Origin of the sequence: Paraburkholderia heleia NBRC 101817, from assembly GCF_000739775.1 — a bacterium.
GTDB classification, from domain to species: domain Bacteria; phylum Pseudomonadota; class Gammaproteobacteria; order Burkholderiales; family Burkholderiaceae; genus Paraburkholderia; species Paraburkholderia heleia.
Genome location: NZ_BBJH01000013.1, coordinates 42,287 through 68,044, shown reverse-complemented (window position 1 = coordinate 68,044; position 25,758 = coordinate 42,287). Strand labels below are relative to the sequence as shown.

28 protein-coding genes and 1 riboswitch are annotated in these 25,758 nt (G+C 63.8%); of the genes, 12 read left to right on the top strand and 16 right to left on the bottom strand.

Annotated features, from left to right (window positions below):
• Positions 1-236: 236 nt before the first annotated feature.
• From BHE01S_RS13435 to BHE01S_RS36045, 13 genes are all read right to left on the bottom strand, one after another.
• Positions 237-914: an SOS response-associated peptidase gene (locus tag BHE01S_RS13435; RefSeq protein ID WP_042264724.1), complete on the bottom strand. Its 678-nt coding sequence runs from the start codon at positions 912-914 to the stop codon at positions 237-239.
• A gap of 621 nt (positions 915-1,535) precedes the next feature.
• Positions 1,536-1,814 (bottom strand): pyocin activator PrtN family protein, encoded by a 279-nt coding sequence (locus BHE01S_RS13425; protein ID WP_042264719.1) that lies wholly within the window; start codon positions 1,812-1,814, stop codon positions 1,536-1,538.
• Positions 1,815-1,828: 14 nt separating this feature from the next.
• On the bottom strand, positions 1,829-2,230 hold the full coding sequence (locus tag BHE01S_RS13420) for a hypothetical protein (RefSeq protein WP_042264716.1): 402 nt from the start codon (positions 2,228-2,230) through the stop codon (positions 1,829-1,831).
• Positions 2,231-2,737: 507 nt separating this feature from the next.
• A complete protein-coding gene (locus BHE01S_RS13415) occupies positions 2,738-3,127 on the bottom strand; it encodes a hypothetical protein (protein ID WP_042264713.1) in 390 nt (129 codons plus the stop codon).
• A 69-nt stretch (positions 3,128-3,196) separates the two neighbouring features.
• Positions 3,197-3,784: a hypothetical protein gene (locus BHE01S_RS13410; protein ID WP_042264711.1), complete on the bottom strand. Its 588-nt coding sequence runs from the start codon at positions 3,782-3,784 to the stop codon at positions 3,197-3,199.
• Positions 3,785-4,039, bottom strand: coding sequence for a hypothetical protein (locus BHE01S_RS13405; RefSeq protein WP_042264709.1), 255 nt, complete (start codon positions 4,037-4,039; stop codon positions 3,785-3,787).
• A 94-nt stretch (positions 4,040-4,133) separates the two neighbouring features.
• Positions 4,134-5,288 carry a hypothetical protein gene (locus BHE01S_RS13400; protein ID WP_042264707.1) on the bottom strand — a complete coding sequence of 385 codons (1,155 nt, stop codon included), beginning with the start codon at positions 5,286-5,288 and terminating at the stop codon, positions 4,134-4,136.
• Between the two features lie 71 nt (positions 5,289-5,359).
• On the bottom strand, positions 5,360-5,512 hold the full coding sequence (locus BHE01S_RS37775) for a hypothetical protein (protein ID WP_157025353.1): 153 nt from the start codon (positions 5,510-5,512) through the stop codon (positions 5,360-5,362).
• 194 nt (positions 5,513-5,706) lie between these two features.
• Entirely contained in the window at positions 5,707-6,588 is an 882-nt protein-coding gene (locus BHE01S_RS36055; RefSeq protein WP_052405918.1) for a KilA-N domain-containing protein, read from the bottom strand.
• 183 nt (positions 6,589-6,771) lie between these two features.
• A complete protein-coding gene (locus tag BHE01S_RS13390; RefSeq protein WP_157025351.1) occupies positions 6,772-7,032 on the bottom strand; it encodes a hypothetical protein in 261 nt (86 codons plus the stop codon).
• A 295-nt stretch (positions 7,033-7,327) separates the two neighbouring features.
• Positions 7,328-8,695 (bottom strand): replicative DNA helicase, encoded by a 1,368-nt coding sequence (gene dnaB, locus BHE01S_RS13385; RefSeq protein ID WP_042264704.1) that lies wholly within the window; start codon positions 8,693-8,695, stop codon positions 7,328-7,330.
• Between the two features lie 9 nt (positions 8,696-8,704).
• Positions 8,705-9,865, bottom strand: coding sequence for a hypothetical protein (locus BHE01S_RS36050; RefSeq protein WP_052405916.1), 1,161 nt, complete (start codon positions 9,863-9,865; stop codon positions 8,705-8,707).
• On the bottom strand, positions 9,865-10,137 hold the full coding sequence (locus BHE01S_RS36045) for an AP2 domain-containing protein (protein ID WP_218000417.1): 273 nt from the start codon (positions 10,135-10,137) through the stop codon (positions 9,865-9,867). Before BHE01S_RS36045 ends, BHE01S_RS36050 begins: the two co-directional genes overlap by 1 nt.
• A 658-nt stretch (positions 10,138-10,795) precedes the next feature.
• On the opposite strand from BHE01S_RS36045, the gene BHE01S_RS13370 reads away from it, so the two are divergent.
• Positions 10,796-11,170, top strand: a complete 375-nt coding sequence (locus BHE01S_RS13370; RefSeq protein ID WP_245639739.1) for a hypothetical protein — start codon at positions 10,796-10,798, stop codon at positions 11,168-11,170.
• Here BHE01S_RS13370 and BHE01S_RS13365 read toward each other — a convergent pair.
• Positions 11,167-12,174: an integrase gene (locus BHE01S_RS13365; protein WP_042264702.1), complete on the bottom strand. Its 1,008-nt coding sequence runs from the start codon at positions 12,172-12,174 to the stop codon at positions 11,167-11,169. The genes BHE01S_RS13370 and BHE01S_RS13365 overlap by 4 nt on opposite strands.
• 672 nt (positions 12,175-12,846) lie before the next feature.
• Between BHE01S_RS13365 and BHE01S_RS13360 the strand changes: the two genes are divergently transcribed.
• The 7 genes from BHE01S_RS13360 to BHE01S_RS13330 all read left to right on the top strand — a co-directional run bounded on the left by BHE01S_RS13360 (position 12,847) and on the right by BHE01S_RS13330 (position 20,198).
• Positions 12,847-13,914, top strand: coding sequence for a LacI family DNA-binding transcriptional regulator (locus BHE01S_RS13360; RefSeq protein WP_042264700.1), 1,068 nt, complete (start codon positions 12,847-12,849; stop codon positions 13,912-13,914).
• A gap of 205 nt (positions 13,915-14,119) precedes the next feature.
• A complete protein-coding gene (locus BHE01S_RS13355) occupies positions 14,120-15,154 on the top strand; it encodes an ABC transporter substrate-binding protein (RefSeq protein ID WP_407669516.1) in 1,035 nt (344 codons plus the stop codon).
• 20 nt (positions 15,155-15,174) lie between these two features.
• Positions 15,175-15,999, top strand: a complete 825-nt coding sequence (locus tag BHE01S_RS13350; protein ID WP_042264698.1) for an ABC transporter permease — start codon at positions 15,175-15,177, stop codon at positions 15,997-15,999.
• 28 nt (positions 16,000-16,027) lie between these two features.
• Positions 16,028-16,972, top strand: coding sequence for an ABC transporter permease (locus tag BHE01S_RS13345; RefSeq protein WP_084068829.1), 945 nt, complete (start codon positions 16,028-16,030; stop codon positions 16,970-16,972).
• Positions 16,969-18,009, top strand: a complete 1,041-nt coding sequence (locus BHE01S_RS13340; RefSeq protein WP_042264696.1) for an ABC transporter ATP-binding protein — start codon at positions 16,969-16,971, stop codon at positions 18,007-18,009. The genes BHE01S_RS13345 and BHE01S_RS13340 overlap by 4 nt, the downstream gene beginning before the upstream one ends.
• Before the next feature lie 21 nt (positions 18,010-18,030).
• A complete protein-coding gene (locus BHE01S_RS13335) occupies positions 18,031-18,858 on the top strand; it encodes a phosphodiesterase (protein WP_042264694.1) in 828 nt (275 codons plus the stop codon).
• Between the two features lie 125 nt (positions 18,859-18,983).
• Positions 18,984-20,198, top strand: a complete 1,215-nt coding sequence (locus BHE01S_RS13330) for an MFS transporter (RefSeq protein ID WP_042264692.1) — start codon at positions 18,984-18,986, stop codon at positions 20,196-20,198.
• Between the two features lie 16 nt (positions 20,199-20,214).
• Here the strand turns inward: BHE01S_RS13330 and BHE01S_RS13325 are convergent, their stop codons facing one another.
• Positions 20,215-20,757, bottom strand: coding sequence for a ferritin-like domain-containing protein (locus tag BHE01S_RS13325; RefSeq protein ID WP_042264690.1), 543 nt, complete (start codon positions 20,755-20,757; stop codon positions 20,215-20,217).
• 179 nt (positions 20,758-20,936) lie between these two features.
• Here BHE01S_RS13325 and BHE01S_RS13320 point away from each other — a divergent pair, with 179 nt between their 5' ends.
• Complete coding sequence (locus tag BHE01S_RS13320; protein WP_042264962.1) at positions 20,937-21,074, top strand: entericidin A/B family lipoprotein; 138 nt, start codon at positions 20,937-20,939, stop codon at positions 21,072-21,074.
• A 182-nt stretch (positions 21,075-21,256) separates the two neighbouring features.
• Here BHE01S_RS13320 and BHE01S_RS13315 read toward each other — a convergent pair whose 3' ends face one another.
• Complete coding sequence (locus BHE01S_RS13315; protein ID WP_042264961.1) at positions 21,257-22,141, bottom strand: EamA family transporter; 885 nt, start codon at positions 22,139-22,141, stop codon at positions 21,257-21,259.
• A 464-nt stretch (positions 22,142-22,605) separates the two neighbouring features.
• Between BHE01S_RS13315 and BHE01S_RS13310 the strand changes: the two genes are divergently transcribed.
• From BHE01S_RS13310 to BHE01S_RS13300, 3 genes are all read left to right on the top strand, one after another.
• Positions 22,606-23,013 (top strand): GreA/GreB family elongation factor, encoded by a 408-nt coding sequence (locus BHE01S_RS13310; RefSeq protein WP_042264688.1) that lies wholly within the window; start codon positions 22,606-22,608, stop codon positions 23,011-23,013.
• Between the two features lie 87 nt (positions 23,014-23,100).
• A riboswitch (TPP riboswitch) is annotated at positions 23,101-23,230 on the top strand.
• A 103-nt stretch (positions 23,231-23,333) separates the two neighbouring features.
• On the top strand, positions 23,334-25,265 hold the full coding sequence (gene thiC, locus BHE01S_RS13305; protein WP_042264686.1) for a phosphomethylpyrimidine synthase ThiC: 1,932 nt from the start codon (positions 23,334-23,336) through the stop codon (positions 25,263-25,265).
• Positions 25,266-25,477: 212 nt separating this feature from the next.
• On the top strand, positions 25,478-25,699 hold the full coding sequence (locus BHE01S_RS13300; RefSeq protein WP_042264685.1) for a glycine zipper 2TM domain-containing protein: 222 nt from the start codon (positions 25,478-25,480) through the stop codon (positions 25,697-25,699).
• Positions 25,700-25,758: the final 59 nt, after the last annotated feature.

The following is a 25,758-nucleotide window of genomic DNA, read 5'->3' as shown; positions in this document are numbered from 1 at the left end:
CGCCGTTCTCCCAGCGCATCCGCGCGGCTCGCCAGTCCTCATCGGACACCCTCGATTCGTTCGCCACACCTACCTCACCGCCTTCGTCATGCTCTCCATAATGGCGTCACGAAGGACGGCGGTCACCATCGGTCACCATCGGTCACTCGGGTAGGAATCTGGACTTTCGTTCAGGTCGCGGGCAGGAAACGGGGCGACCCTGCCATGGGACTCGCGGGCTGCGCCTACGGCGCAAATTACGTCACGTCGGCTCCAGGCGTTTCGGAGCGTACCTTCGATGCTCGCGGGGGTGCCGGGAACGGCTCGGCACGCATGGAACTGGCAGGAAACAAGTTCAGGAATGAGCGCGCCTCATCCATCGACCTGCTGGCGAGCCAGCCTTCGTACTCAGATGGCGGCACGATCACAACCGACCGCTTCTCATCGCCGGGCTTGTGGAAGCGATTCATGAGCGGATGCTCGGCCGCATTGACCGTCAGCATCGTGAACGAATACGTGGTCCCCTCGGGCTCGTCCCACTCGCGCCAGAGTCCCGCGATCGCGAATGGCGACCTGTCAGCCATGTCGATGCGCCAGCGCACCGCCTTCCCGCTTTCGTAGTTCGGCTCGTAGATAGCTTCGCACGGGATTAGGCAAAGTTGCTGCTTCTTCCAGGCGCCGCTAAAACTGCGCTTCTCGCCGACCGTCTCCGCGCGCGCGTTCATCGTATCGAATACCTTCACGCCGGGCGGAATGTGCTTGCGCGGCACGATGCCGAACGTTGCCACATCAGCCCGCTCGGCACCATCCACGCGCCTGATGATGGGGGCCGGGTAGTCCTTGTAGACCTCGTCGCGCCACAAGCTATCTGGCGGCTCGATGCCGTAATGCTTGAACAGCTTATCGCGGCGCGCTGCGGCGTAGTTTGTACACATTCGGCGGCTCCGGCGAGATGGAGCAGCCATCTTATCGAGATAACGCGTGGTCCTGGCTATACTGTGTTTTTATACAGTATTTTGCTTAAATCGTGCCACATCGAACTCCGCTTACCGCCGCGCGCCTCGCGGAAATATGGGACGAGTGCCCGGAGCCGCAAGTGCTTGAACTGTTGTGGGAAATCCACCGCTTGCGCGCGACCATATCGCGGGCCGACCAGGTGCGGCGCATCATGACCGAGGGGAACAGGAAGCCGTATTTGGCAGGCGGCATATGGGAGCTATTCGAGCAGACGCTCGATGGGGAGCCGTGCCTACGCGATCCACTGACGCCGCGACAGCTCGACAAGTTAAATCGGGGGGAGACAGCCGGCCGACGCAGGAGACGGATGCGGAATGGAGAATGACGTGACTCTGAACGAGTTGAGGGACTTGTGTGGGCTCCAGAGGAAACGTCTCGACATGAGGAAAGCGGCCCGACCGACTGGCTGCGGCGCGGGCGCTTCGGATCGCCGATTACGTCGGCTAGGCGTCGATCACAACGACTCACGCGAAGCTGCAAGGAGCGCGGGGCATGGGAAACGTGGCCCGTCCGCGCGGAGCCGCTAACCCTCCCTTCACTTACCTGCTATGCCGAACTCCGCAAAGTTGATCGCGTTCCTTTACCGCAACAGCCCTGCGCGAGTCGATGTACTCAGCCAGGTCCTGAAGGTGGACACCCTGCGCCGTCTTTTTGTTGTCCGTTTCCATGCGAATGAGCGGCAGCCCAATTTCGCCAGTGGCGATCTTGCGACGCAGGTTCGGCAGCGTGAGCGGGGCAAAGTAGTCGGCACAAACGGTCTCGATCGGAATTACTGCTCGCCCTTCATACTGGGCGAGTAGCAGAAAAGTCGTGTTCATCAGCGGAAATCCTTTCACCCTTCGTAGCCAAGATCGTCTAGGACCGACATGCCGAGGTTGACGCCGAGCTGTGCCAGCTTAGCTACCTCAGCATCGCCAATTTCCGCAATGGTCGAAAGTAGATTCTTTGCGATGCGATGTCCGCGCTGGACGCGCGCCAGACAATCAATGGCGCCGACTATGTCGCCTGAGTCAGCGAATTCACAGCACTCGATCACGTCCTCATCCGCAGCGCGACGGCCCAGCCGCACAAGATCAGCGACGGCGTCGCCGTCAGCAACAAGGGCTCCGATTCGGGCGAACAAAAATGATTGCATCGCCAAGGCATCCACAGCGATGTGCAACGTGCTGTTCGTGCTTCCAAGCAGGATTTCTTGAACGATTGACTTAGCATTGCTAACTGACAATTCAAACATGGCGCTGCTCCTATCGCGGGTTTGACCCGCACCCCGTCGCCAAACGGGGTGGGCGGGCAGTAAGCGGGGTTGGCGAACCGGTGCAATAGGAACCGGCAGACTCGAAAGTCTCCCCACCCCTGCCCACCCATAGGCGTGCAAAGGTAGCGGACAGAAAAGAACGCCGCGAGGCGGCTGTCCGCCTATTGCATGTCAGGTCGCCAAACCCGCATCGCTTCTGTCTCAGCGACGACCGAACGATAGCTTGAAAGCAGCCGTCCCCGCAAGCACTTTTTATAGTCCATCTATTTGATTTTTATAATCTTTTTTACCCGCAGAATTGCAAGTTAGCAGTCTGCCCTCGGCACAGATTTAACGAAAGACCATTCGCCGCTCGCTGCCCCCGCCCCTCTCGTCACACATGTGGCGCACGCCCGCATAGGCCCGTGCTCCGCAGCACCCTCGATCAGCCTGCTGGCTGCAGAACGTGCATATAGCGCACACGCCTAATACCATAAGGTCGGAGTGTTAGCCGTGACAGGCGGCCATAGCCTGAGCCTTGATGCGTACATATGCTGCCTGCTCCTGCGCAGCCACCTTGCGCTCGTGCGCTTGGAAGGCGGGCTTGTCTGCGTAGCGCGGATCTTCTGCGGCCTTGGCATCACCCTCTGCCAAGCGTTTCTCCGAATAAGATGCCTGCCAGAGTTCGCGGAACTTCTCTCCGCCGCATTCAGAAGGACCGCGCTGCTCGTCCAGGGTTACGGCCACTTGGGTATGCAGCGCCTCCGCGCGCCGAGTGTTGTATTCCTGCTTTTGTTGCGGCGTGTAGCTGTCCCACCCGGGAGGGATTGCGGATGCCTGCGCATGCGCTCCGATCGAGGCAACTGCGAGGACAGCGGCGAGAAGCAGATTCTTCATGTCTAAGCCCCTTGGTGATCGTAGTTCTTTTTAATTGATGCCCCGACGGAATGGAGGTCCGTCGTAGTGTCACTGAATGGTCTGAGGCCCGTCAACAAGTACGGACCCGCGCCGGATGGCAACAGCCATGCACTGATGCTCGACCTCGACGCTCTCTATCGCCTCGACGGCCGGTTGCAGCGCGATATGCTGCTCAAGGAAACTCGTGTTTGCGACGACCCTTCCGGCCGTCTTGAGCAACCCCACGCGCGGGTCCGACGTGCCGACAACATCAACGGGCGGCACCTCGTCGCCCTCACCGACCAGGCGAGCGAACGCGATGCTCAGCGGCAGCACGCGATAGCGATGACGGGCTCCAAGCAAATCCAGCTTCTGCGCCGTCGTCATGCCGGAGTTGTCGATCTCGACGCACAGCGTGCGGAACGCGATGCCGGCGCGGATAAGCGTGTCATGGGCGCGCCAGCGCAGCGCGAACGCGCGCCCACGCGAGATGGCAAGCGATGGCGCATCGACGCCCGAAACTCTCGCGAAGCAGTGCGCATCAAGGCGTATCTTGCGTTCAGCGACACTGCAGTCTTGCAACACCGAAACTGCGGCAGCTACAGCGCGGCGAATGTGGAAAAGGCGCACGGTTATGGGATTCAGTTGCATGGTCACTTAGACCCCCTCGACCAGGGACCTATCCTCAATCGCACGCGCGAGACCAACGCGCGCGTCCTCGGCGCGGCGCTGGGCCAATACGAGCGCGCGGCTCGCGACTTTCACGCCGTCGCCTGCGGCCTGCAGTTCGGCGCGGGCCTGCGCGACCGGATCGACGGTGGGAGCGTTCCCAAGGGTGTTGCACTCGATGAACGCTGCGCACGCTACGGATTGTTTGCTCTGTGCTGCGGTTTTCTTCGGTGCTGCGGCCATAACGGCTCCTGTGTGGATTCGGATTGATCCGGGGGGACCGATAACCACTTAGGTGCTAAAAATTCAACTCCATTTGGCGGCCGGGCGAATGGAGTTATTGCAGCGTGACGACGCTATTGAACACGGTCGCGCCGCGCTTGTGGGCCGCCTTCATCATCGCGTGCTGCGCGACCATGCCGCGATGCACCTCTAAGTCGTCGCGAACTTCGGTAATGCTCGACGCCGCGCCAAGCATCAGGAACGTGTGCGACATGTCCTCGTTCTCGATCGACTCAGCGCTGACTTCGAATCCGGCCGAAACCATCTCCAGAAGGGTAGTACTCTCGGGCAAGTTGGCTTCCGCGACCTTGGCAGGATCAGCATTCAGAAGCGCGGCCTTCTGTGCGAGCGAAAAGCCGTCGCAGTCCAGAAGCGCAGCCATCGCGCGCTCCCACAGCGCAAACGTGCGCTCCATCGCTTCCACGCGAACATATGCGCTGCTATGGAACGCGTCGCCATCCTGCGCGTTGTCCATGTCATGCGCGGCTTCCTTCAGAATGAACTTCAGCGACTTGTGCTCGTCGCGCAGCACCTCCAGTTCCGCAGCCTTCTCGGCGAAGCGATCGGGCGTCGCTTCCTCCTCGGGAGCGGACGCGGACGTCATGTCGGCGGTCGCCGCAGCGCTGCGGGCACGGATCAGGCACCACTGAAGCGGCTGCATACCACGACTGGCGCGGTAATCGTCAGCGAATCCGTAGCGCACAATCTCCTCAATCGACAGCGGGTTCTCGAACTCCTTCATGGCGGCACGCGCCTCGACACCGACGTTGAACAGGTCAAGCACGAACTCGCGGGGCATGAAGTGCGACAGGAACTTAACGTCATGCTCGACGCTGCGCCCGATATCTGCCGCAAGGGCGCGCAGCTTGTCGCGGTCCTGCAGCGAATCGCGCACAAACTTGCGGCATTCGAGCATTTTATGGCTCTCAAGGAACGCCGACTTGCTGCGCTTGATCTTCTCGATGCAGCGGCGCATGCGGCCAATGTTGAAATTGACCTTCTCAAGCATGCGGATATTTTCGCGGGCATTGCGGCGCGTCTGAATGAACCCGCTCACCAGGCGGCGACGGAACTCGCGACCGACCTCGTTATCGGGCTTGAATGCCTCCACCTGTTCGTGTTCGCTCATGGCCTTCACGGCGTTAATCGCACCCTGCATCTCATCTGAGGTCATGACGGGGCGGAAAACGCTTGCGTGCTTCGTGTTCATGGTTTTATCGTCAAACAATTAGTTATACTGTGTTTATGTGTGGCATCGATCAATTCGTAGCCACGTGCCACTTACTGCTTCTTTGAGCCTGCCTCGTGCTTGGCGATCAGGTCATTGATCGCGACGCGAAGCAGCGAAGACATATCCGCACCAAGGCGCACACCGAGAATCTTCAAACTCGCATGCACGTCCTTCGGCACCACCACCGAAATGCGCTTTTCCATATTCCATCAACCTCTTTTTGGTGAATGAGCGTTTGCACACCCGAATCGTACTTACCCATCATCTCCATGCGAAATGCAGCTCATGCAGAATCTGGAAATATCAACCGGAAAGCCTTGCGGTATATGGGGAAAGTGCTGCGTATCGTCGATCTAACTTGGTCGCGTGCTTCTTGTTGGCTGGGGAGCCGGTCGGGTTAGCTCAAGTCGCGGCGAAGCTCTGCGGCCTCGCGCACGTCCGGCACGCGCGGCGCGTTGGCCGCGTAACCGGCGCAAAGCTTCAGCGCCGCCTCGGGACTTTTCGCTTCAGCGGTGCCCGTAGCTGCCTTCAGCTTGCGCGGCTTTGCGGCGGCAGTCAGGCCCTTGCCGATCGTGCGCGCCTCCAGCTTCGGATGATCAGCTAGCACTAGCGCGGGCAGTTCGCCATGCTTGTCGATCCAGGTGCGGCGGAACTTCGCGAGCATCTTGATACGGTCCTCGCGAGATTTTCCGCGGGCATACAGCATCGCGTTGTAGCCCTCGGCTTCGGCCAGGAAATCGAGCACTTGCATCGGCATCGCGTCGCGATCGAGGCCCACGTACTCGCCGCTCACGATGAAATTCACGAGCGTGCATTCGTTGATGAAGTGATGCGCCTTGGTGTCTTTTCCGTCGGCCTCGCGCACGCGCTCAATCATCGAGCGCAGATACTTGTTCGATGCGGCAGCGGCGTGGCGCGAGCGGATGCGGCCGAAGTGCGGATGCTCGCCAGCCAGCAACGCGCGAATTTGACGGTTGCACCAGACGGCAAAGCGGGCATCGAGCCAGCGCGCGAACTCGACGGCAAGTTCGGGATGCATCCATGTGCCACCGCCCTGCCCGCGCTTCGTGCGAAACCAAATACCAGATTTTCCGGCATTTGATTCTTCGTCCAGCGCCGCGATGTAGTCCTTCGTAGACGGCAACGCGAGCCAGTCGGACGGCTCTTTGCCGTGGCGCTTCGCCGCCGCTGTTGCGTTAAACCAGCCGTCTTCGTGAAACTCGTACTCGTTACCGTTGAACTCGGCGCACACGATGGAATTGCGTTTTACTACCGTCATAACAAACTCCAAAAAGGAGGACATGACGTCAGGATGGTTTCTGGTTGCTCCTGTGCCACGTCGTTTCAAAGGCCCCGTCGCGGTTCGTCCCGCGTCGGGGTTTTTGGCCTTTTGGGGTTTCCTCTGTACTGCGGTTGGTTTAGATGGCCATCATGTAGCCGCTGCACTGCTCAACTTTACTTCCTACTGCGCCCACTCCTGCGGCGCATTCTCCTGCAGCCATACCTGGATGCTGCCATCGTCCTCGAACCAATCGGCGAACGGCTGGCGCAGGTCGGTGAAGCGCTCGTGAAGCTCCTGCACACGGTCACCATCCACCGCGATCAGCAACTCGAAGCGCTCACCGGCACCATCCTCGATCATCTTTACGACGGTCTCGGGTTCGACTGCCTTTGCGATTTTCACGAGCCCGGTGACGGGGTTTTTCATCAGGTAGGTCTTCACGTTGGCGTCCCTCGCTTCAGTTGGTGCGACTGTACGGCTCGCGGCGCGGCGGGGCAATCCTCTGAGTTTTCACACAATGAAGAAGTCCTAACATATTCCGTTAATGAACCGTCGAATCTGGCGGTTTAGAAATTTCACTCTAATCGTCACCGCATCATGGGCGCTTCGGCGAGTTATGCATAACCGTATCCATCCTGCAGGAACCTCTCGCGAGCGTCGTCCCCCTACGCATTGGCGATACTCCGCTGGCGGCACCGCGGGGCCGCTATGAATCAGAATCGCAATCCGTCGGCCCTTAGTTTAGGTGCGCGTACTGCGAAGCGTGGTTCTCGAATTTGCTGAACTGCCCGTGCCACGCCAAGCGCACGGTTCCGATAGGGCCGTTGCGCTGCTTGAGACAAATGATTTCTGCCGTGCCACGATCAGGCGTATCGGGCACATAGACCTCCTCGCGATAGATGCCCAGGATCACATCAGCGTCCTGCTCGATGGCACCTGACTCGCGCAGGTCGCTCATGACCGGACGCTTATTCGGGCGCTGCTCAAGTCCGCGATTCAGTTGCGACAGGGCAATCACCGGCACATCGAGTTCCTTGGCGAGACTCTTCAGCGAGCGCGAGATTTCCGAGATTTCCGTTGCGCGGTTCTCGCCGCCCGTACCGCTCATCAGTTGCAGGTAGTCGATGATGATCGCTCCCAGCTTGCCGTGCTGGCGTTGCAGGCGGCGCGCACGCGAGCGCAATTCCATCGGGTTCAAGCCGCCCGTCTCATCAATGAAGATCTTTGCTTCGCTCATCTTTTGCACAGCATGCGTGACGCGCGGCCAGTCGTCATCATGCAAGCGCCCCGTACGCAGGCGCTGCTGATCGATGCGGCCAACGGACCCGAGCATGCGGTTTATGAGCTGCTCGCCGGGCATCTCCATTGAAAACACGGCAATCGGCAGCCCACAATCCACTGCGACGTGCTCGCCGATGTTCATGGAGAAGGCGGTTTTCCCCATTGACGGCCTGCCAGCCACGATAATCAACTCGCCGCCGTGCAGCCCCGACAGCATGCGATCAAGGTCAATGAAGCCCGTCGGCGTGCCGGTAACGTCGCTCGCGTTCGGATTGCTAGAGAGGGTGTCCAGGCGCTCCACGACCTTCGTGAGCAGTTCGTTGCCGCCGACGAAATTTTGCGTGCCGCGCGCACCGTCCTCGCCGAGTGCGAAAAACTTCGCCTCTGCCTCATCGCGAATCTGCGAGACTTCTTTGCCGCCCGTGTTGTAGATCGACGCGCTGATTTCGCCGCACACAGTCGCCATACGGCGCAGCGTTGTGCGGTCGCCGACCATCTCGGCATAGCGGCGAATGTTGGCAGCGCTCGGCGTGTTCTGCGTTATCGCATTCAGGTACGCAAGGCCGCCGACGCCTTCGGCCTTTCCCGATGCCGACAGCGATTCGTAGACCGTCACCACGTCAGCCGGGCGCCCGGCCATGATCAGCTTGCCGATATGGTCGAAAATCACGCGGTGATCGACGCGGTAGAAGTCCTCGGCGCCCAAGAGGTCGCCGATTTCATCCCATGCGGGATTGCTCAGAAGCAGCGCGCCGAGCACGCTTTGCTCGGCCTCCACCGAGTGCGGCGGCACGTTGCTGGATTCGAATTGTTCGCGTTGCATGGGATGCCTCTATGCCGATTGCACGATGGTCGCGGTGCCCTTGAGAGCCGCCTTGAGTGCCGCACGGTTTGCAGCCTGTTGCTCGGGCGTCATCTCGGAGCGCGCAACTTCCGGCCGCATAGCAGGGGACTGCACCGGGGCCACAGGCACACGCTCGGGCGGCTTGCCGCCGTTGTCGATGGCCGCTTTGATGCGGGCATGCCACGAGTCGCGGTGCTCGTTCGAATGCGCCGGGCCAACGCCAACGAGGTTTGCCTGCTGCAACGCGAGTTCGTCGGACTTCCACCAACCCGTCACTGCCGCGCCTTTCGATTTGCGCTCACCAGCAATGCGCTGGCATGTCGCCTTCAGATACGAGCGCGGGTCGGCGGGCTGCTCAGACACGCCAGCCTGCACGGCTTCGAGTACGCTCGGCTCGTCGTAGTCCGCGATCAGCTTGCCGAGGAAAGTGCCCGCCTGCTTTTTGTCCAGACCGGAATTCGCCAACAGCGACTTTCCGCCAATCCAGATCTGCTCCTTCGTGGTCGGGATCTTCTCATCGCTCTGTTGCGAATCATCCTCCCTGCCAAACAGGTCCGGCGACGCGCCAGCGTCTGTTCCGTTAGGAACAGTATTACCAGTTCCAGTTCCAGTGTCGTATTCACGGGGGACTACGGTGTTACTAACGCGTTTGTCACGCGTGACAACGTCGGACGTTTCCGTTTGTTCGGTGGACGTTTTCGTTTGTCCTGCCGACGTTTTCGCACCAGCGGCCGCCTCGTGAGCCTCGCGTTCGGCCTTGATGCGGGCGCGGTATGCGCGCTGGCGAATGCGCTCGGTATCCTTGTGGTTGCACATCTCGACCACGCGTTCGGCAATCGTCGGGTGGTAGAGGCGCCCGTCGTTTGCCTGCCACCAGCCGCGCAACAGGACTTCCTTCGCGTCCGTGAAAGCCTGCAGGGGCATCCCAAGGCGTGGGGCAATGAGGCGGTCCTCGGTCGGCAGCGTGCCGCAAGGCGTCTGCTGCCATGCGACGGCCCACAGCATGAGAAGCCAAGGGCGAAGGTCGGGCGTCGCCAGAGCCCACGTATCCGATTGCTCAATGCGCTGAAGGTCAAGCTCGAAGCGCCAGCCCTTCGCGCGCGTATCCGGCAGATACGGCGGATCAGGAAGGTTAAAGAGATCAGCCATTACTGAGCCTCGCCAGTCGTTGCGGGCGCAGCCTTCGCGAGCGGGAGCGGATCGGCGACGCCATATTCCGCGATGTATTCGGCACGCGCGGCGGCGGCCTCTGCGGCGGTCGCGTGGCGCTTGAGATTCTTGCGCTTGCCGTTCGCGAGCGTGACGTATGCGAGCCAGCGGCCCGTCGGCTTGTGAAGGCTCACGCCAACGAAGCCGCTGGAATTCGGGCGAGCGCCGTGGCCCTTCGTGGGAGTTACTGCGTCGGAAAAAGTGTTGCTCACAATGCCTTCCTTGTAAGTGGAAGGCCGGGCGAGGATGGCGTGACCGGCTTCAGGTTTCTGCTTGACATGCATAGCAGTCCTAAATTATTATCGCGATCAGACTCCTCAGTCTGATTTTCACGCATCACCCCACTCGGCCTATACGAGTGGTCACGAGGCCCGCGCTCCTGCCAGAGTTCGGGCCTTTTTCTTTGCCCGAAGCGAACGCGTCGCCACGCACCTGTTGGCAGGATTATCTGCGACCATCAAACAAGTTGCAATATCGAGAAGTGCTACAACTCAATGATTTCATTGCTTTTTCTGCGCGCCATGCACACTAAGCGAGTAAGCCATTGATTCGAAACATTCTGCGGCTCGCGCAGACTCTACGGCTCGCGCTGGGCGAAAGTGTTCGAAAACGGTAGGCGCAAATCGTACAGTTGTGCGAAGCGCAGATTTTAGGCAGAGTAGACGGCACTGAAGGGCAGTCACTGGCAGGGGCCGGGACTGCCCTCTGTCGTTAACACCTTCAGCCAGGACACGCATGCTTCCCTTCTTCGACCTCGAATACATTCTCACCGGCAGTCCCAGGAGCGCTCGCAGCAGCCGCGCATACGACCGTTGGGCGCACGTATGCCTGCGCGCGCTTGATGCCCGCCAAGACGCTATCGCGCAGCCAATGGGCGGCGGCGGATTGTCGTCACCCGCCCCGCGCGCACCGCGCACGCGAAGCACGACGCGCAAACCGACGAGGTCGGGAGACGACGGCGACGACTCCGCGGAACTTGGAGCGCTCGTCGGAACATTGATCGATAAAATCGCCGCACTCTCAAAGCCGATCATTCCGATCGAGGTTGCAATGTGGGACGTCGCGATGATCGCGAGCTATCTGCATCGCAGCGAGTCAGTGGTGCGCGAGCGCGTTGTATGCACGCCCAGCTTTCCGGCCGCGATCAGGCTCCCGAATGCGGCCGGCCAGAAGATGCAACCGTTGTGGTGCGCCCAGGAAGTGATCGACTGGACAATGTCGCACAAGGACCGCAAGCCGCACTAGCCGAGACGGTCGGCCATATCGCTCGCGTGCTCGTTGTAGTAAATCTGCAGCATGCGCAGGTCGCGGTGTCCGACCATTCGCGCGAGATCCAGCACGTCGATCTTCTTCGCGAGCCTCGTGATGGCCTCATGCCTCGTATCGTGAAAATGAAGATCGGCTATCCCACATCGCGTCTTCGCCTTACGGAATAGAGCATCGAGCGATGGCGATGGCACTTCGAACACTGTCGGCAGCGATCCGGTCACGGACCGAACCTCCTCGATGATCTCGCGGGCCCGCAACGACATGGGCACGTCGCGGGCCACGCCGGTCTTCGTCTTATCCAAATGGAAGTGTTTCTCGTGGACGCGGTCCCACGTCAGGCAAGTAATCTCGCTGGCACGGGCCGCCGTCTCGATCGCGAACTGAACGATCAACGCCACGCGTGCGGAAATAGTTTCTGGCGCCTTCCCCGGCTCGTACCCGAGGGCAAACATCAGGCGCCCCTCCTCGTCAGCAGAGAGGCGCCTATCACGCGCCTTGGGCTCCTTCGGACGCTTCATGTCCGTCAGCGGGCTCGCCTGCAACCACTTCCACTCGCGGGCTGCCGTCTGAAACGCCGCCGAGTACAGGTTGACCTCTCGAATCACCGAGCCTGCACTGATCTTTCGAATCTTGTCCGTGCCCGTCAGTCGGGTGTCGCGCCAGACGCCCCAATCGTGGCTAGTCACTTCGGTCAGCAGCTTGCCAGCCAACTCCGGGAAATCTCGCCTGAACGCCTTGAACCTGGTCCGCTCCCATTGGGCGCCAGGTTTGCCGTCGGAGACCCGCCGGGCGTACTCGTCGAACAGGTCGGCGACCGTTCGCGTACCCGCACCAGTATATGTCCCCTTCAAAATCTCGTTTTCGCGCTCAACCGCCCACGCCTCTGCAGCTTTTTTCGTGGGAAAGGTCCCGGACATCCGGACGCCACGGCGCGCGATCTGCACGCGCCAGACGTCACCATCTTTCTTAAACGACGCCATCTTCGCCCCTTCGTAAAAATTTGGGAGATTTTTCGTAGATGGTAGTTTAAATAAGCGGCGAGAAGGGGGAAAATGTAGCACTTGGAGGGACACTCGAATCGCCCCAAACGCCCGTCAGACGGGAGAAAGAGGCGAAATGAGTGATAGCGCGAGAAATTGTCCTGGTGCCGGGGACCGGACTCGAACCGGCAAGCCGTTAGGCGGCGGATTTTCGTCACACCACGTCTTTCGACGCCACGCGTCCTGGCATGGACGCGCGTTCGTGCGCTGGACTATGCCTTCGCCGTCGCGAAGCGCCGCGTATCTCACGCCGCGCCTGGCCTTAGGCGCCCCCCGTCTAGTCTCTACACCTTCCTCACCGCCGCTTCGCGCGGCAGCCGGCTTGGCTCGGCGTTGCCTCGGCGCCTCACGCGCAACGCGCTTCAAGGCCCCAGGGGGTTCGCCGAATTTGAGGGGTTCTGCACCGGCCGTTTCCGGTCGGGCACTCAATCGTTTCTTAAGTCCGCTATGTTTACCAATTTCATCACCCCGGCAGGGCGGACGCGATTCTACCATTGCGCGGCGTGCGTCCCAAAGGCGCGACGGGGTACCGCATCCGTCATCTGCCGGTCATACGCGTTTTTCATAATCGGCCCCATCGAAAACGTTTACAACGCCGCCGGGGCCGCTCGCATGACGCCAACCATCAAGGATGTCGCCGCACACGCCGGATTCTCGATCGCCACGGTGTCGCGCGCGATCAATGCGCCTCACACCGTCAACCCCGTCACGCTCGCGAGGGTGCGCGAAGCGATCGACGCGCTGAAATTCCGCCCGAACCCGCTCGGCCGCCAGTTGCGCGGCGAGCGCACGCGCCTCATCGGCGTGGTGCTGCCCACGCTCGCCAATCCGGTGTTCGCGGAGTGCCTGCAGGGCATTGACGAACTTGCCGCCACGCAGGGTTTTCGCCTCATGCTGATGACCACGCAGTACGACGCCGATCGCGAGCGTCATGCGATCGAGACCTTGCGCGCGCAACGTGTCGAGGGCCTGATCCTGACCGTCGCCGACGCCGACACGCACCCCCTGCTCGACGAGCTCGACGCCAACGGCCCGCTCTACGTGCTGATGCACAACGACACGAAGCGCCGCCCTTCGGTCTCGGTGGACAACCATCAGGCCGCCTGCGACGGCGTGCGCATGCTCATCGCGCACGGCCATCGCCGCATCCTCATGCTGGCCGGCACGCTGGCAGCCTCCGACCGCGCGCGCCAGCGCCATGCCGGCTACGCCCTTGCGATGCAGCAGGCCGGCCTCACGCCGGCACCGGCTCTCGAAGTCGATTTCAACGCGCAAGAACTTGCGCCCTCGGTGCTCGCGCATCTGACGAGCGGACCCGCGCGCCCCACGGCCCTCTTCTGCAGCAACGACCTGCTGGCCATGGTCGTGATGCGCGGACTGCGCCGCGCCCGCCTGCGCGTGCCGCAGGACATGTCGATTCTCGGCTTCGACGGCCTCGCGATGAGCGAACTGCTCGCGCCGCCGCTCGCAAGCATCGGCACGCCGAACCGCGACATCGGCCGCGAAGCGTGGCAATGCCTGATGGCGCGCATCGGCGGCCAGTACGCGGGGCCGCTCGCCAATACGCTGCCGCACACGCTGCGCACGGGCGGCACCATCGCGGCGATCGCGCACGCGCCGCTCGGCGCGCGTCGGAGCGCGATCGATCGCGACTTCGAAATCGGCGGCGCGCTCTCGTGAGTCAGCGGCGCGTCCGAAGAACAAACCGAACCAGCCAAACCAGCCAAACAAACCGGGCCGTGCAAGCACGCGGCCCTCATCCACCCGAACCCTCTCGCAACCGACCTGGAGACCTGCCGTGACCAGCCGACCCGACTTTGCCGGCCCGCTTTCGCTTGCGCCCGTGCGCGCCGCCCTGCGTGCGCTAGCCGCGCCCGTGCGGCGCCTGACCCGCCTGCCCCGCCTCTCCCATGCGCTGCCGCTCGCCGCGGGCGCCGCCGCCCTCGTCGCCGGTCTTGCCGCGCCGCTCGCGGCACAGGCCGATCAAACTGCGATCTGCTACAACTGCCCGCCCGAATGGGCCGACTGGGCGAGCCAGATCCAGGCGATCCAGAAAGAGACCGGCATTCGCGTGCCGTTCGACAACAAGAACTCCGGCCAATCCATCGCACAACTGATGGCCGAGCAGAAGAGCCCGGTCGCCGACGTCGTCTACCTCGGCGTGTCTTCGGCGTTCCAGGCGAAGGACAAGGGCGTGATCACGCCGTACAAGCCCGCGCACTGGAACGACATTCCCGCCGACCTCAAGGACCCGCAAGGCTATTGGTTCGCCATCCATTCGGGCACGCTCGGCTTCTTCGTCAACAAGGACGCGCTCGAAGGCAAGCCGGTGCCGCGTTCGTGGGCCGATCTCCTCAAGCCCGAATACAAGGGCATGGTCGGCTACCTCGATCCCTCGAGCGCCTTTGTGGGTTATGCGGGCGCGGTGGCCGTGAATCTCGCGTTGGGCGGCACGCTCGAGAACTTCCAGCCCGCGTTCGAATGGTTCGGCAAGCTCAAGGCCAACCAGCCGATCGTGCCGAAGCAGACCGCCTACGCGCGCGTGCTTTCGGGTGAAATTCCGATCCTGCTCGACTACGACTTCGACGCCTACCGCGCCAAATACAAGGACCACGCGAACGTCGAGTTCGTGATCCCGAAGGAAGGCACGATTTCGGTCCCCTACGTGATGAGTCTCGTAAAGAACGGCCCGCACGAAGCGAACGGCAAGAAGGTGCTCGACTTCGTGCTCTCCGACGAAGGCCAGAAGCTCTGGGCCAATGCCTACCTGCGCCCGGTGCGCACAAGCGCGCTCTCGCCGGAAGCGGCGTCGAAGTTCCTGCCCGCGAGCGACTATGCGCGCGCAAAACCCGTGGACTTCGCGAAGATGGCGGCGCAGCAGCAGGCGTTCGGCGAGCGCTATCTGCAGATCATGCACTGATATCCCAGCCGATCACTGCCATGCATGACCTCACTTTTCCGCTGCGCTGGCGTCTGGCGCTCATCGCGCCCGCGCTCGCGGTGTTCCTCGCCTTCTGGCTGCTGCCGATGATCGCGCTCGTGCAGGTGAGCGCCGACGGGCATTTCGTCGAGACGTATCGCGCACTGCTGACGAATGGCCGCTACATGAGGAGCCTCGGCGCGACCATCGCGCTCTCGGCCGCCGTGACCGCGGCGACGCTCGTGATCTCCACGATCTGCGGCCTTCTGCTCGCGCGGCGCACCTTCGCCGGGCGCCGCGCGCTCGTCGCGTTGCTCACGTTTCCGCTGGCGTTTCCGGGCGTGGTGGTCGGCTTCATGGTGATCATGCTCGCCGGCCGGCAGGGGCTCGTCGGCGCACTGTCGCTGCGGCTCACCGGCGAGCGCTGGGTGTTCGCGTACTCGATGGCGGGACTCTTCGCGGGCTACCTGTACTTTTCGATTCCGCGCGTGATCGTGACCGTGATGGCCTGCGCCAGCCAGCTCGACGGCTCGCTCGAAGAGGCGGCGCGATCGCTAGGCGCGTCGTCGTGGCGCGTGCTGTGCGACGTGATCCTGCCCGCGCTCGCGCCCGGCCTCGTCGCCGCGGGGGCAATCTGCTTCGCGACCGCGATGGGCGCATTCGGCACGGCGTTCACGCTCGCCACCGACATCGACGTCCTGCCGATGACGATCTATACCGAGTTCACGCTCAACGCGAACATGGTCACGGCAGCGGGCCTGTCGATCGTGCTCGGCCTCGTTACCTGGGCGGTGCTCACGCTCGCGCGCAGCGTGACGGGCGCGGCCGTCGCGGCCACCGCATGAGCAGGCTGTGGCTTTCGAGGACTCCAGAATGAATTCCGTCGTCAATCCCGCCGCAACGGCTGCGCAAGACATGCACGAAGCGCCCGGCCAGCCGCCCGCCGCGCGGCGGCGCCTGGCGCTGCCCTCGGCCCGCGCGTGGATTGCGTGCGCGCAATGGCTCGTCACGCTCGCCACCTGCGCGTTCCTCATCGTGCCCGTGATGATGTCGATCCTCGCGGGCCTGACTGTCAACTATTTTCGCGGCGTCGCGAGCGGCCTTACGCTGCGTTGGCTCGACCAGGTCTGGGCGCAGTATCACGCTAGCGTTTTCCTCTCGCTCGAAGTGGCGGCCGCCACGCTCTGCATCACGCTCGTGGCCGGCGTGCCCGCGGGTTATGCGCTCGCGCGCAGCCGCACGCGCCTCTCGCGCCTGATCGAGGAATTGCTCGTGCTGCCCGTGGCCCTGCCCGGCCTCGCTTCGGCACTCGCCCTGCTCGTGGTGTACGGCGGCTTCAGCGCCTTTCGCATGAGCGCGGCGTTCATCGTGGTCGGCCATGTGGTGTTCACGTTGCCGTTCATGGTGCGGCCCGTGGCGGCCGTATGCGCGTCGGCGGACCTGCGCATGCTCGAAGAAGGCGCCGCGAGCCTCGGCGCGAGCTTCTGGCAGCGCTTCACGACCATCGTGCTGCCCAATGCGCGGCCCGGCATCGTGGCGGGCGCGCTCGCGGTGCTCACGCTTTCGATCGGCGAATTCAACCTCACGTGGATGCTGCATACGCCCGACACCAAAACGCTGCCGGTCGGCCTCGCGGACACCTACGCGTCGCTGCGCATCGAAGTGGGCAGCGCCTACACGATCCTCTTCTTCCTCATGACGATGCCGCTCCTCGTGGCGATGCAATGGCTCGGCGTGGACGTACCCGGCTCCTCAGGGAAGCCGTCTGGCAAGCAGCGACTCGCAGGCCAGCAAAAGAACGACAAGGATTCCGAATGAAACTCGAACCGATCCCGATTACGCTCACGCGCTGTGCAAAGACGTTTCGCGGCACGCGCGTGCTCGAACCGCTCGACCTCGCCATCGGCGCGGGCGAGACGCTCGTGCTGCTCGGCCCATCGGGTTGCGGCAAGACCACCACGCTGCGCATGATCGCGGGTCTGGAGACGCCCGACGCCGGGGGCCGCGTCGCCTTCGGCGACGAGGACGTGACCGCGCTGCCCATCGAGCGGCGCAAGGTCGGCATGGTGTTCCAGAACTACGCGCTCTTTCCGAACCTCGACGTGCGCGGCAACATCGGCTATGGCCTGAAGATCCAGCGCGTTCCCGCCGCCGACGCGCGCACACGCGTCGACGAACTGCTCGCGATGATGCGCCTCGAAGCGCACGCGGCCAAGCCCATCAGCCAGCTTTCGGGCGGCCAGCGCCAGCGCGTGGCGCTCGCCCGCGCGCTCGCGCCGCGCCCGCGCGTACTGCTGCTGGACGAACCGCTCACCGCGCTCGATGCGCGCCTGCGCGACACCTTGCGCAGCGAGATGAACATGCTGTTGCGCGAGCTGGGCGTGACGACGGTCTACGTCACGCACGATCAGGCCGAGGCGATGGAACTGGGCGATCGCATCGTCGTGATGAGCGCGGGCCGCATCGAGCAGATCGGCACGCCGCGCGAGATCTATTTCCAGCCGGCGAGCCGTGCGGTCGCGCAGTTCGTCGGCACGCTCAACCGGATCGCCGGAGAATGGCACGGGGGAATGCTGCGCACGAGCGGCGGCGCCGTGCCGGCCGGCGCGTCCCAGGCCAGAGGCGCCGCCGAGCTGTATTTCCGGCCCGAAGACGCCACGCTCGCCGACCCGGTCGGCGCGCAACTACGCGGCGTGATCGAGCAGGCGACCTTTCTCGGCGAGCGCACGCGGCTCACGATCGGCGGCGCGGCGCCCGATGCCCTGCTCGTCGACGTGGCGGGCCGTGTGGAGCTGGCGCGCGGCACGCCGGTCGGTATTTCGATCGCCCCTGAAGCGCTCATTGCACTCGCATAATTCTGACAAATGAGGACGACCATGCTGCTCGCACAGATCAGCGACCTGCACATCAAGCCACCGGGCGCGCTCGCCTATCGCCGCGTCGACACGGCCGCGAGCCTCGCACGCACCATCGCGCGCCTGAACGCGCTCACGCCGCGCCCCGACGCTGTCCTCATGACCGGCGATCTCGTCGACCAGGGCTCGGTCGAGGAATACCGGCACCTGAAGACGCTGCTCGACACGCTCGAGATTCCGTACTGGCTCCTGATCGGCAACCACGACGCGCGCGAGCCGCTGCGCGAAGTGTTCGCCGATCGGCCCGAACTGCGCGAAGGCGGCGCGTTCATCCAGTACGCGGTGGACCTCGGGCCGCTGCGCGTGATCGCGCTCGACTCCATGCAGCCGGGGCAAAGCGCGGGCACACTCTGCGCCGAGCGCCTCGCGTGGCTCGCGCAGCAGCTCGACGCGGCGCGCGGCAAGCCCGCGATTGTCGCACTCCATCATCCGCCATTCGACTGCGGGATCGGCCATATGGATGCGATCCGGCTCGACGACAGCGCCGCGCAGGCGTTCGAAACGCTCGTGGCGCGGCATCCCAACGTCGAGCGCGTGCTGTGCGGCCACGTGCACCGGCCCATGTTTGTGCGCTTCGGCGGCACGATCGCTGCGGCCGTGCCCGCACCGGCCCACCAGGTCACGCTCGACCTCGCGCCCGATGCGCCCTCCACCTTCACGCTCGAGCCGCCCGCCTTCGCCCTGCATCGCTACGATGCGCAGGGCGGGATCGTCACGCATCACGGCTACGTGGACACATTCGACGGCCCGTATCCGTTCCACGAGCCCTCGGGCGAGCTGATCGCCTGAGTGCGCGCCTGAGTGCGCAACTGGCGGCGCGCTTGAGCGCCGCCAGCGCGATTGCGCGCGCTCCGGTATGATCGGCACGCTCGAAGCCTGCCTTCCGTATCGCCGGGCGCCGCCCGCATCCGCACATGTCCACACCTGATTCCGCAACCGCTGGCGCAAGCCAGTCGCTGCGCGGCCTGTTGCTCCTGCTCGCGACTATCGCGGGCATCACGGTCGCGAATATCTATTTCAACCAGCCGCTGCTCGACGATTTCCGCCAGAGTTTCCCGGCGGGCGCCGCGTGGATCGGCGCCGTGCCGGCCGGCACCCAGCTCGGCTACGCAGCCGGCATGCTGCTGCTCGCGCCGCTCGGCGACCGCTACGACCGCCGCCGCATCATCCTGCTGCAAACCGCCGGCCTGTGCGTCGCGCTGCTCGTCGCGGCCACCGCGCCATCGCTTGCCGTGCTGGTCGGCGCGAGCCTCGCGATCGGCATCCTCGCCACCATCGCGCAGCAGGCCGTGCCGTTTTCCGCGGAACTCGCGCCGCCCGAGGCACGCGGCCACGCTGTGGGCACGGTCATGAGCGGCCTCTTGCTCGGCATCCTGCTCGCGCGCACGGCAGCCGGATTCGTCGGCCAGTACTTCGGCTGGCGCGCCGTATTCGGGGCGTCGATCGTCGCGCTGCTCGTGCTCGCGCTCGTCATCATAAAGAAGCTGCCGAAGAGCCAGCCGACCTCGGAGCTCGGCTACGGCAAGCTGCTCGCCTCGATGTGGCATCTCGTGGTGGAACTGCCCGGACTGCGGGAAGCGTCGGCGACGGGCGCTTGCCTCTTCGCCGCGTTCAGCCTTTTCTGGCCGGTGCTCACGCTGCTGCTCGCGGGCGAGCCGTTCCATCTCGGGCCGCAGGCGGCGGGCCTGTTCGGCATCGTCGGCGCGGCGGGCGCGCTGGCCGCGCCGATGGCGGGGCGCTCCGCCGACAAGCGCGGGCCGCGCGCGGTCATCACGATGTCGATCGTGCTGATGGCGCTCGCGTTCGTCATCTTCGCGTTATCGGGCAAGAGCCTGATCGGCCTCGTGATCGGCGTGATCGTGCTCGACGTGGGCGTGCAGGCCGCGCAGATCTCGAATCAGTCGCGTATCTACGCGCTGCGCCCCGAGGCGCGCAGCCGCGTGAATACGGTGTACATGGTCTGCTACTTCATTGGCGGCGCAACCGGTTCTGCCGTGGGCGCGACCGCCTGGCACGCATTCGGCTGGATCGGCGTGTGCGCGGCGGGCATCGCGTTCACGGCGCTCGCCGGCTGGATTCACCATGCAACGCGCCCGCGCATGGGCACGGGCGCGCAGACTTCTTCCTGAGCGCTGGCGGCAGGCGCTACTTGCGCGTATAGAGCAAGTCCGTCATATCGTCGGCATGCTCCTCCTCCGTCGCGAGGATCTGCTCGAAGATGCGTCGGGTAGTGGTGTCGTCGTGGCCGAGATAATTGATGATCGCGCGATAGCTTTCGATCGCGATGCGCTCCGCGATCAGATTCTCGCGGATCATGTCCTTCAGGTCCGCCCCCTCCTTGTATTCCGAGTGCGAGCGCTCTAACAGCGTCGCCGGCGAGAAGTCGGGCTCGCCGCCCAGCTGCACGATGCGGGCCGCCAGCATGTCGGCGTGCTGCTGTTCCTCGGCCGCGTGCTGGAGAAACTCGGCCGCCACCGACTCGGACTCGATGCCCTTCGCCATGTAATGGTGCCGCTTGTAGCGCAGCACGCACACGAGTTCCGTGGCGAGCGAATCGTTGAGCAGCTTGAGCACGGTCTGGCGATTCGCGGGGTAGTCCGGCGTGACCGGCCCGTGGTCGAGATTGCGGCGCGCCTCATCGCGCACGCGCTTGAGATCGAACTCAAACGAAGCGTGTGTCTTCGACATCTGACTCTCCTTCGAACATGCTTTTTTAGGGCGGAAGTGCTGCGCCATGTCGCGCTGCATCGGCACTGGCGCAAGCAGTGGACCCGGCGCCCGCGCCCACGCCGGCACCTGGCGGCACAAACGACCGGGCACGCAACATGCTGATGAGTCGTCTCCCTGTCACCGTGGAGGACTTCCTCATGAAACGCCTGATTGCCCTCTTTCTCGTTACCGCTTCGCTGGCAGCGCTCTCGGCGTGCAATACGATGGCGGGTGCCGGCGAGGACGTTTCCGCAGGCGGCCACGCCCTCACGAACTCAGCGGAAAAGGCGAAATAGTGTCTGGCAGACGGTAAAGGCACCGGAATGCGGGCTAACGCGTGCGGGTAGCCCGCAAGTGGCTGCCCGCATCGATCACCGGTAAACGATGAAGACGCGGCCGTTGCGCACGTCACATGCGCAGCGGCCGCGCGCGCCACGCGGCGCGACGATGCGAGGTGCTTCGCGAAGTCGGGACGAGCTCAGGAAGTGCGGCGTCGGTCGTCGAACAGGAACGACAAACCCACGCTGCCGAGAATCAGCACGGTCGCGACAACGGTCGCGCTCGTAACCGGCTCGCCGAGCAGCAGCGCGCCGAGCGCGACGGCAACAACGGGATTCACATACATGCAGCTGCTCGCAAGGAGCGGGCTGGTATGGCGGATCAGGTAGCCGTAGGCGACATAGGCCGCCATCGTGCCGATGAAAAGCAGGTAGACAAACGCCAGCAGCGGCAGGAAATGCAGCTCGCCCATGCGTTCTCCGCTGATCCACGCGAGCGCGGTCGAGATGGCGCCGCCGAGGCCGATCTGCAGCGCCGTCGCGATGAAGAGATCGGTCGGCAACGCGAGCTTGCCCGCCAGATGCGCGCCGATTGCCCAGAAGAACGCGCCGCACAGAATCGCGAGGCTGCCGCCCGCCGAGCCGGACGCGGCCCCGCCATGGCTCAGGATGGCGATGCCAACGAGGCCGAGCGCGACTGCGGCCCATTCGGCCCGCGCCACGCGCCGCCCGCTGACCGCCGAGATCACGGTCGCGAACAGCGGCACGGTGGCGACCATCACGGCCGCCTTGCCGGTGCCCACGGTACGCATGCCGTAGGCGAGCATGCCGCTCGACAGGCCCACGAGCAGCGTGCCCACCACGCCCGCATTGCGCACCTGGAGGAGCGTAGGCATGGCGGGCCGCCGGCGCATGGCGAAGACGAACAGGCCAATCCCGGCGAGCAGATTGCGCAAGCCGGAAAGCAGCAGCGGCGGGAACGAATCGAGCGCGACCTTCACGCCGAGATACGTCGAGCCCCAGACGAAGTAGACGACGGCGAGTGAAAGCGCGACGCGCCCGGTGCGCGATTGCGGCAGTCGCACGGCGCGCGCGACACGCCAAAGCGCGGCTGCGGCCTGCCGGGCGCCAGTGAGAAAAGATTGCGTGCTCACGCGGGAAGGCAAACGAGGCGGCATCGTCATTTCACCGCGGCGTATGAAAGGCAGGACCGCGGGCGCCCCGGCGGCAAGACGGCGGGACGGGTGAAGCTCGACGGCATGGTGCAGATGCGCAAGAACGCGAAAAAAGACGGAGTACGAAGGACACCCGGGACGGGCGAACCGCATTATGCAACAACGCCGACCGTTGCGGATGCTTTCAGGATGCTTTATGCGCAGCGATTCGTTGCGTGCGCGTCACAGCGCGGGCGACGCCAGCCAGCACGGCCGGTCGCGCACCCTGGCGACGGGCAGTGGCCGCGTCGCGTGGCGCTGGCGAGTTCATGCTAGCATGACATAACCTTTCGTTTTACTTTCATCAACTGGATTTCATACTCGCCGCTCCCGCCATGTCGAAGAAAATCCGCTACTTCACCGAACTCGACGTTGCCCGTCTCGAAAAATGCGCCGCGGAACCCGGCGCGGCGCCCGAACGCCAGGCCATGCTCGATGAACTGCTCGACCACGCCGTGATCGTGGAGCCGCGCGACATGGCCGCCAACGTCGTGACGATGAACTCGCAGGTCACACTCGTGGACCAGCGCAATGGCGAAGCCCTCACGTACACCGTCGTCTATCCGCACGAGGCGAACGTCGACGCCGGGCGCCTGAACGTATTCTCGCCCGCGGGTCTCGCGCTCCTCGGCGCGAAGCGCGGCAACGCCGTGCGCTTCACGACGCCGGGCGGCGCGGTCGAGACCCTGAAGATCGAACGCATCCTGTTTCAGCCGGAAGCCTCGAAGGATTTCACGCTGTAAGTTCCGCATACCCAACATGCCGCGCCTGGCACATTGCACGCGAGATGGCACTTGCCAGATCGTCGCAGCGCGGTGTATCGTTTGGCCTTGCTTACGCGGGGGTCCTGCGTCATGCGCCGCATCGAACGAAAGTCGTGCAGCGTATTTCGCGGGTGAGAAATACCCTTTGAACCTGATCTGGATAATGCCAGCGCAGGGAAGCGTCCGGACTTCGCTACATCGCTTACCGCCTCACATCACACAGCGAAGTCCGTCCACGTTCCGTCTCGTCTCCTGCTAAGCCGCCGTTCCCACTTTGCATTGCATGGAGAGACAGACGCATGAACGCGAATCCGAAGTTCATTTCCGCCAACGCGCACGTCGACGAAGCCGCGATCGCGCCGCTGCCCAATTCCCGCAAGATCTACGTGACCGGTTCGCAGCCCGATATCCGCGTGCCGATGCGCGAGATCACGCAGGCGGATACGCCCACGGGCTTCGGCGGCGAGAAGAATCCGCCGATCTATGTCTACGACACCTCAGGTCCGTACACCGACCCTGAAGCGAAGATCGACATTCGCGCGGGCCTGCCTGCGCTGCGTCAGGGCTGGATCGAGGCGCGCGGCGACACCGAAGCGCTGCCGGGCCTCTCCTCCGAATACGGCCGCGAGCGCGCCGCCGACCCCACGACGGCCGAGCTGCGCTTCCCCGGCCTGCACCGGACGCCGCGCCGCGCGAAGACAGGCAAGAACGTCACGCAGATGCACTACGCGCGCCAGGGCATCATCACGCCGGAGATGGAATACATCGCGATTCGCGAAAACCAGCGCCGCGCCGAATATCTGGAAAGCCTCAAGGCCAGCGGCCCGAACGGCGCGAAGCTCGCCGCGATGATGGGCCGCCAGCATCCGGGCCAGGCGTTCGGCGCGGCCGCCTTCGGCGAGAACGCGCTCAAGGAAATCACGCCCGAGTTCGTGCGTGACGAAATCGCGCGCGGCCGCGCGATCATTCCCGCGAACATCAACCACCCGGAAAGCGAGCCGATGATCATCGGCCGCAACTTCCTCGTGAAGATCAACGCGAATATCGGCAATTCGGCGGTCACCTCGTCGATCGGCGAGGAAGTCGACAAGATGACGTGGGCGATCCGCTGGGGCGGCGACACGGTCATGGACCTCTCGACCGGCAAGCACATTCACGAAACACGCGAGTGGATCATCCGCAACTCGCCGGTGCCGATCGGCACGGTGCCGATCTACCAGGCGCTCGAAAAGGTCAACGGCAAGGCCGAAGACCTCACGTGGGAAATGTTCCGCGACACGCTCATCGAGCAGGCCGAGCAAGGCGTGGACTACTTCACGATTCACGCGGGCGTGCGCCTGCAATACGTGCCGCTCACCGCGAACCGCATGACGGGCATCGTCTCGCGCGGCGGGTCGATCATGGCCAAGTGGTGCCTCGCACATCACAAGGAATCCTTCATTTACGAGCATTTCGAAGAGATCTGCGAAATCATGAAGGCATACGACGTGAGCTTCTCGCTCGGCGACGGCCTGCGTCCCGGCTCGATCTACGACGCCAATGACGAAGCGCAGCTCGGCGAGCTGAAGACGCTTGGCGAGCTCACGCAAATCGCATGGAAGCACGACGTGCAGGTGATGATCGAAGGTCCGGGCCACGTGCCGATGCAGCTCATCAAGGAGAACATGGATCTCCAGCTCGACTGGTGCAAGGAAGCGCCCTTCTACACGCTCGGGCCGCTCACCACCGACATCGCGCCGGGCTACGACCACATCACTTCGGGCATCGGCGCCGCGATGATCGGCTGGTTCGGCACGGCCATGCTCTGCTACGTCACGCCGAAGGAACACCTGGGCCTGCCGAACAAGGACGACGTGAAGGAAGGCATCATCACGTACAAGCTCGCGGCGCATGCGGCCGATCTCGCGAAGGGCCATCCGGGCGCGCAGGTGCGCGACAACGCCTTGTCGAAGGCGCGCTTCGAGTTCCGCTGGGAAGACCAGTTCAACCTCGGCCTCGATCCGGACAAGGCGCGCGAATTCCACGACGAAACGTTGCCCAAGGACTCGGCCAAGGTCGCGCACTTCTGCTCGATGTGCGGCCCGCACTTCTGCTCGATGAAGATCACCCAGGACGTACGCGACTTCGCCGCGAAGCAAGGCGTGAGCGACGACGAGGCGCTCAGGAAGGGCATGGAAGTGAAGGCGGTCGAGTTCATCAAGCAGGGCGCCGAGATCTATCAGCGCCAGTAAGCGCCGACTTCGGGTTGACCCAGGGCTGACCACGCCCCGGCGGGCGCTCGCCGTCCGCCGAAACATTTACTAACGACTCCCACAACTCTCTGACAAGCGCACACACCCGGATACGGGTGGCGTGGCTAGGATGAGGGTATCGAAGGCGCAGCGTGCGTGCCAGCGCGCGCCGCACCGCTCACTCGAACGCATCATGCGTGGGGAGTCGAAAAATGAATACGCTCAAACGTGCACGCACGTTGCTCACGGTGACGACACTCGTCGCCGTGCTGGGCAGTCTTGGCGCTTGCGACAACATGTCGAGACGCGACCGCGATACGGTGATTGGCGCGGGCGTGGGCGGCGTGGCCGGCGCGGCGATCGGCGGCAATGCGCTTTCCACCGTGGGCGGCGCGGCGGTGGGTGGCGTGATCGGCAATCAGGTTGGCAAGTAAGTAGCAAACAGGCGTTAGCGCCAGGACGAATCGACGATGCGGCTGCACGACGGGCGGCA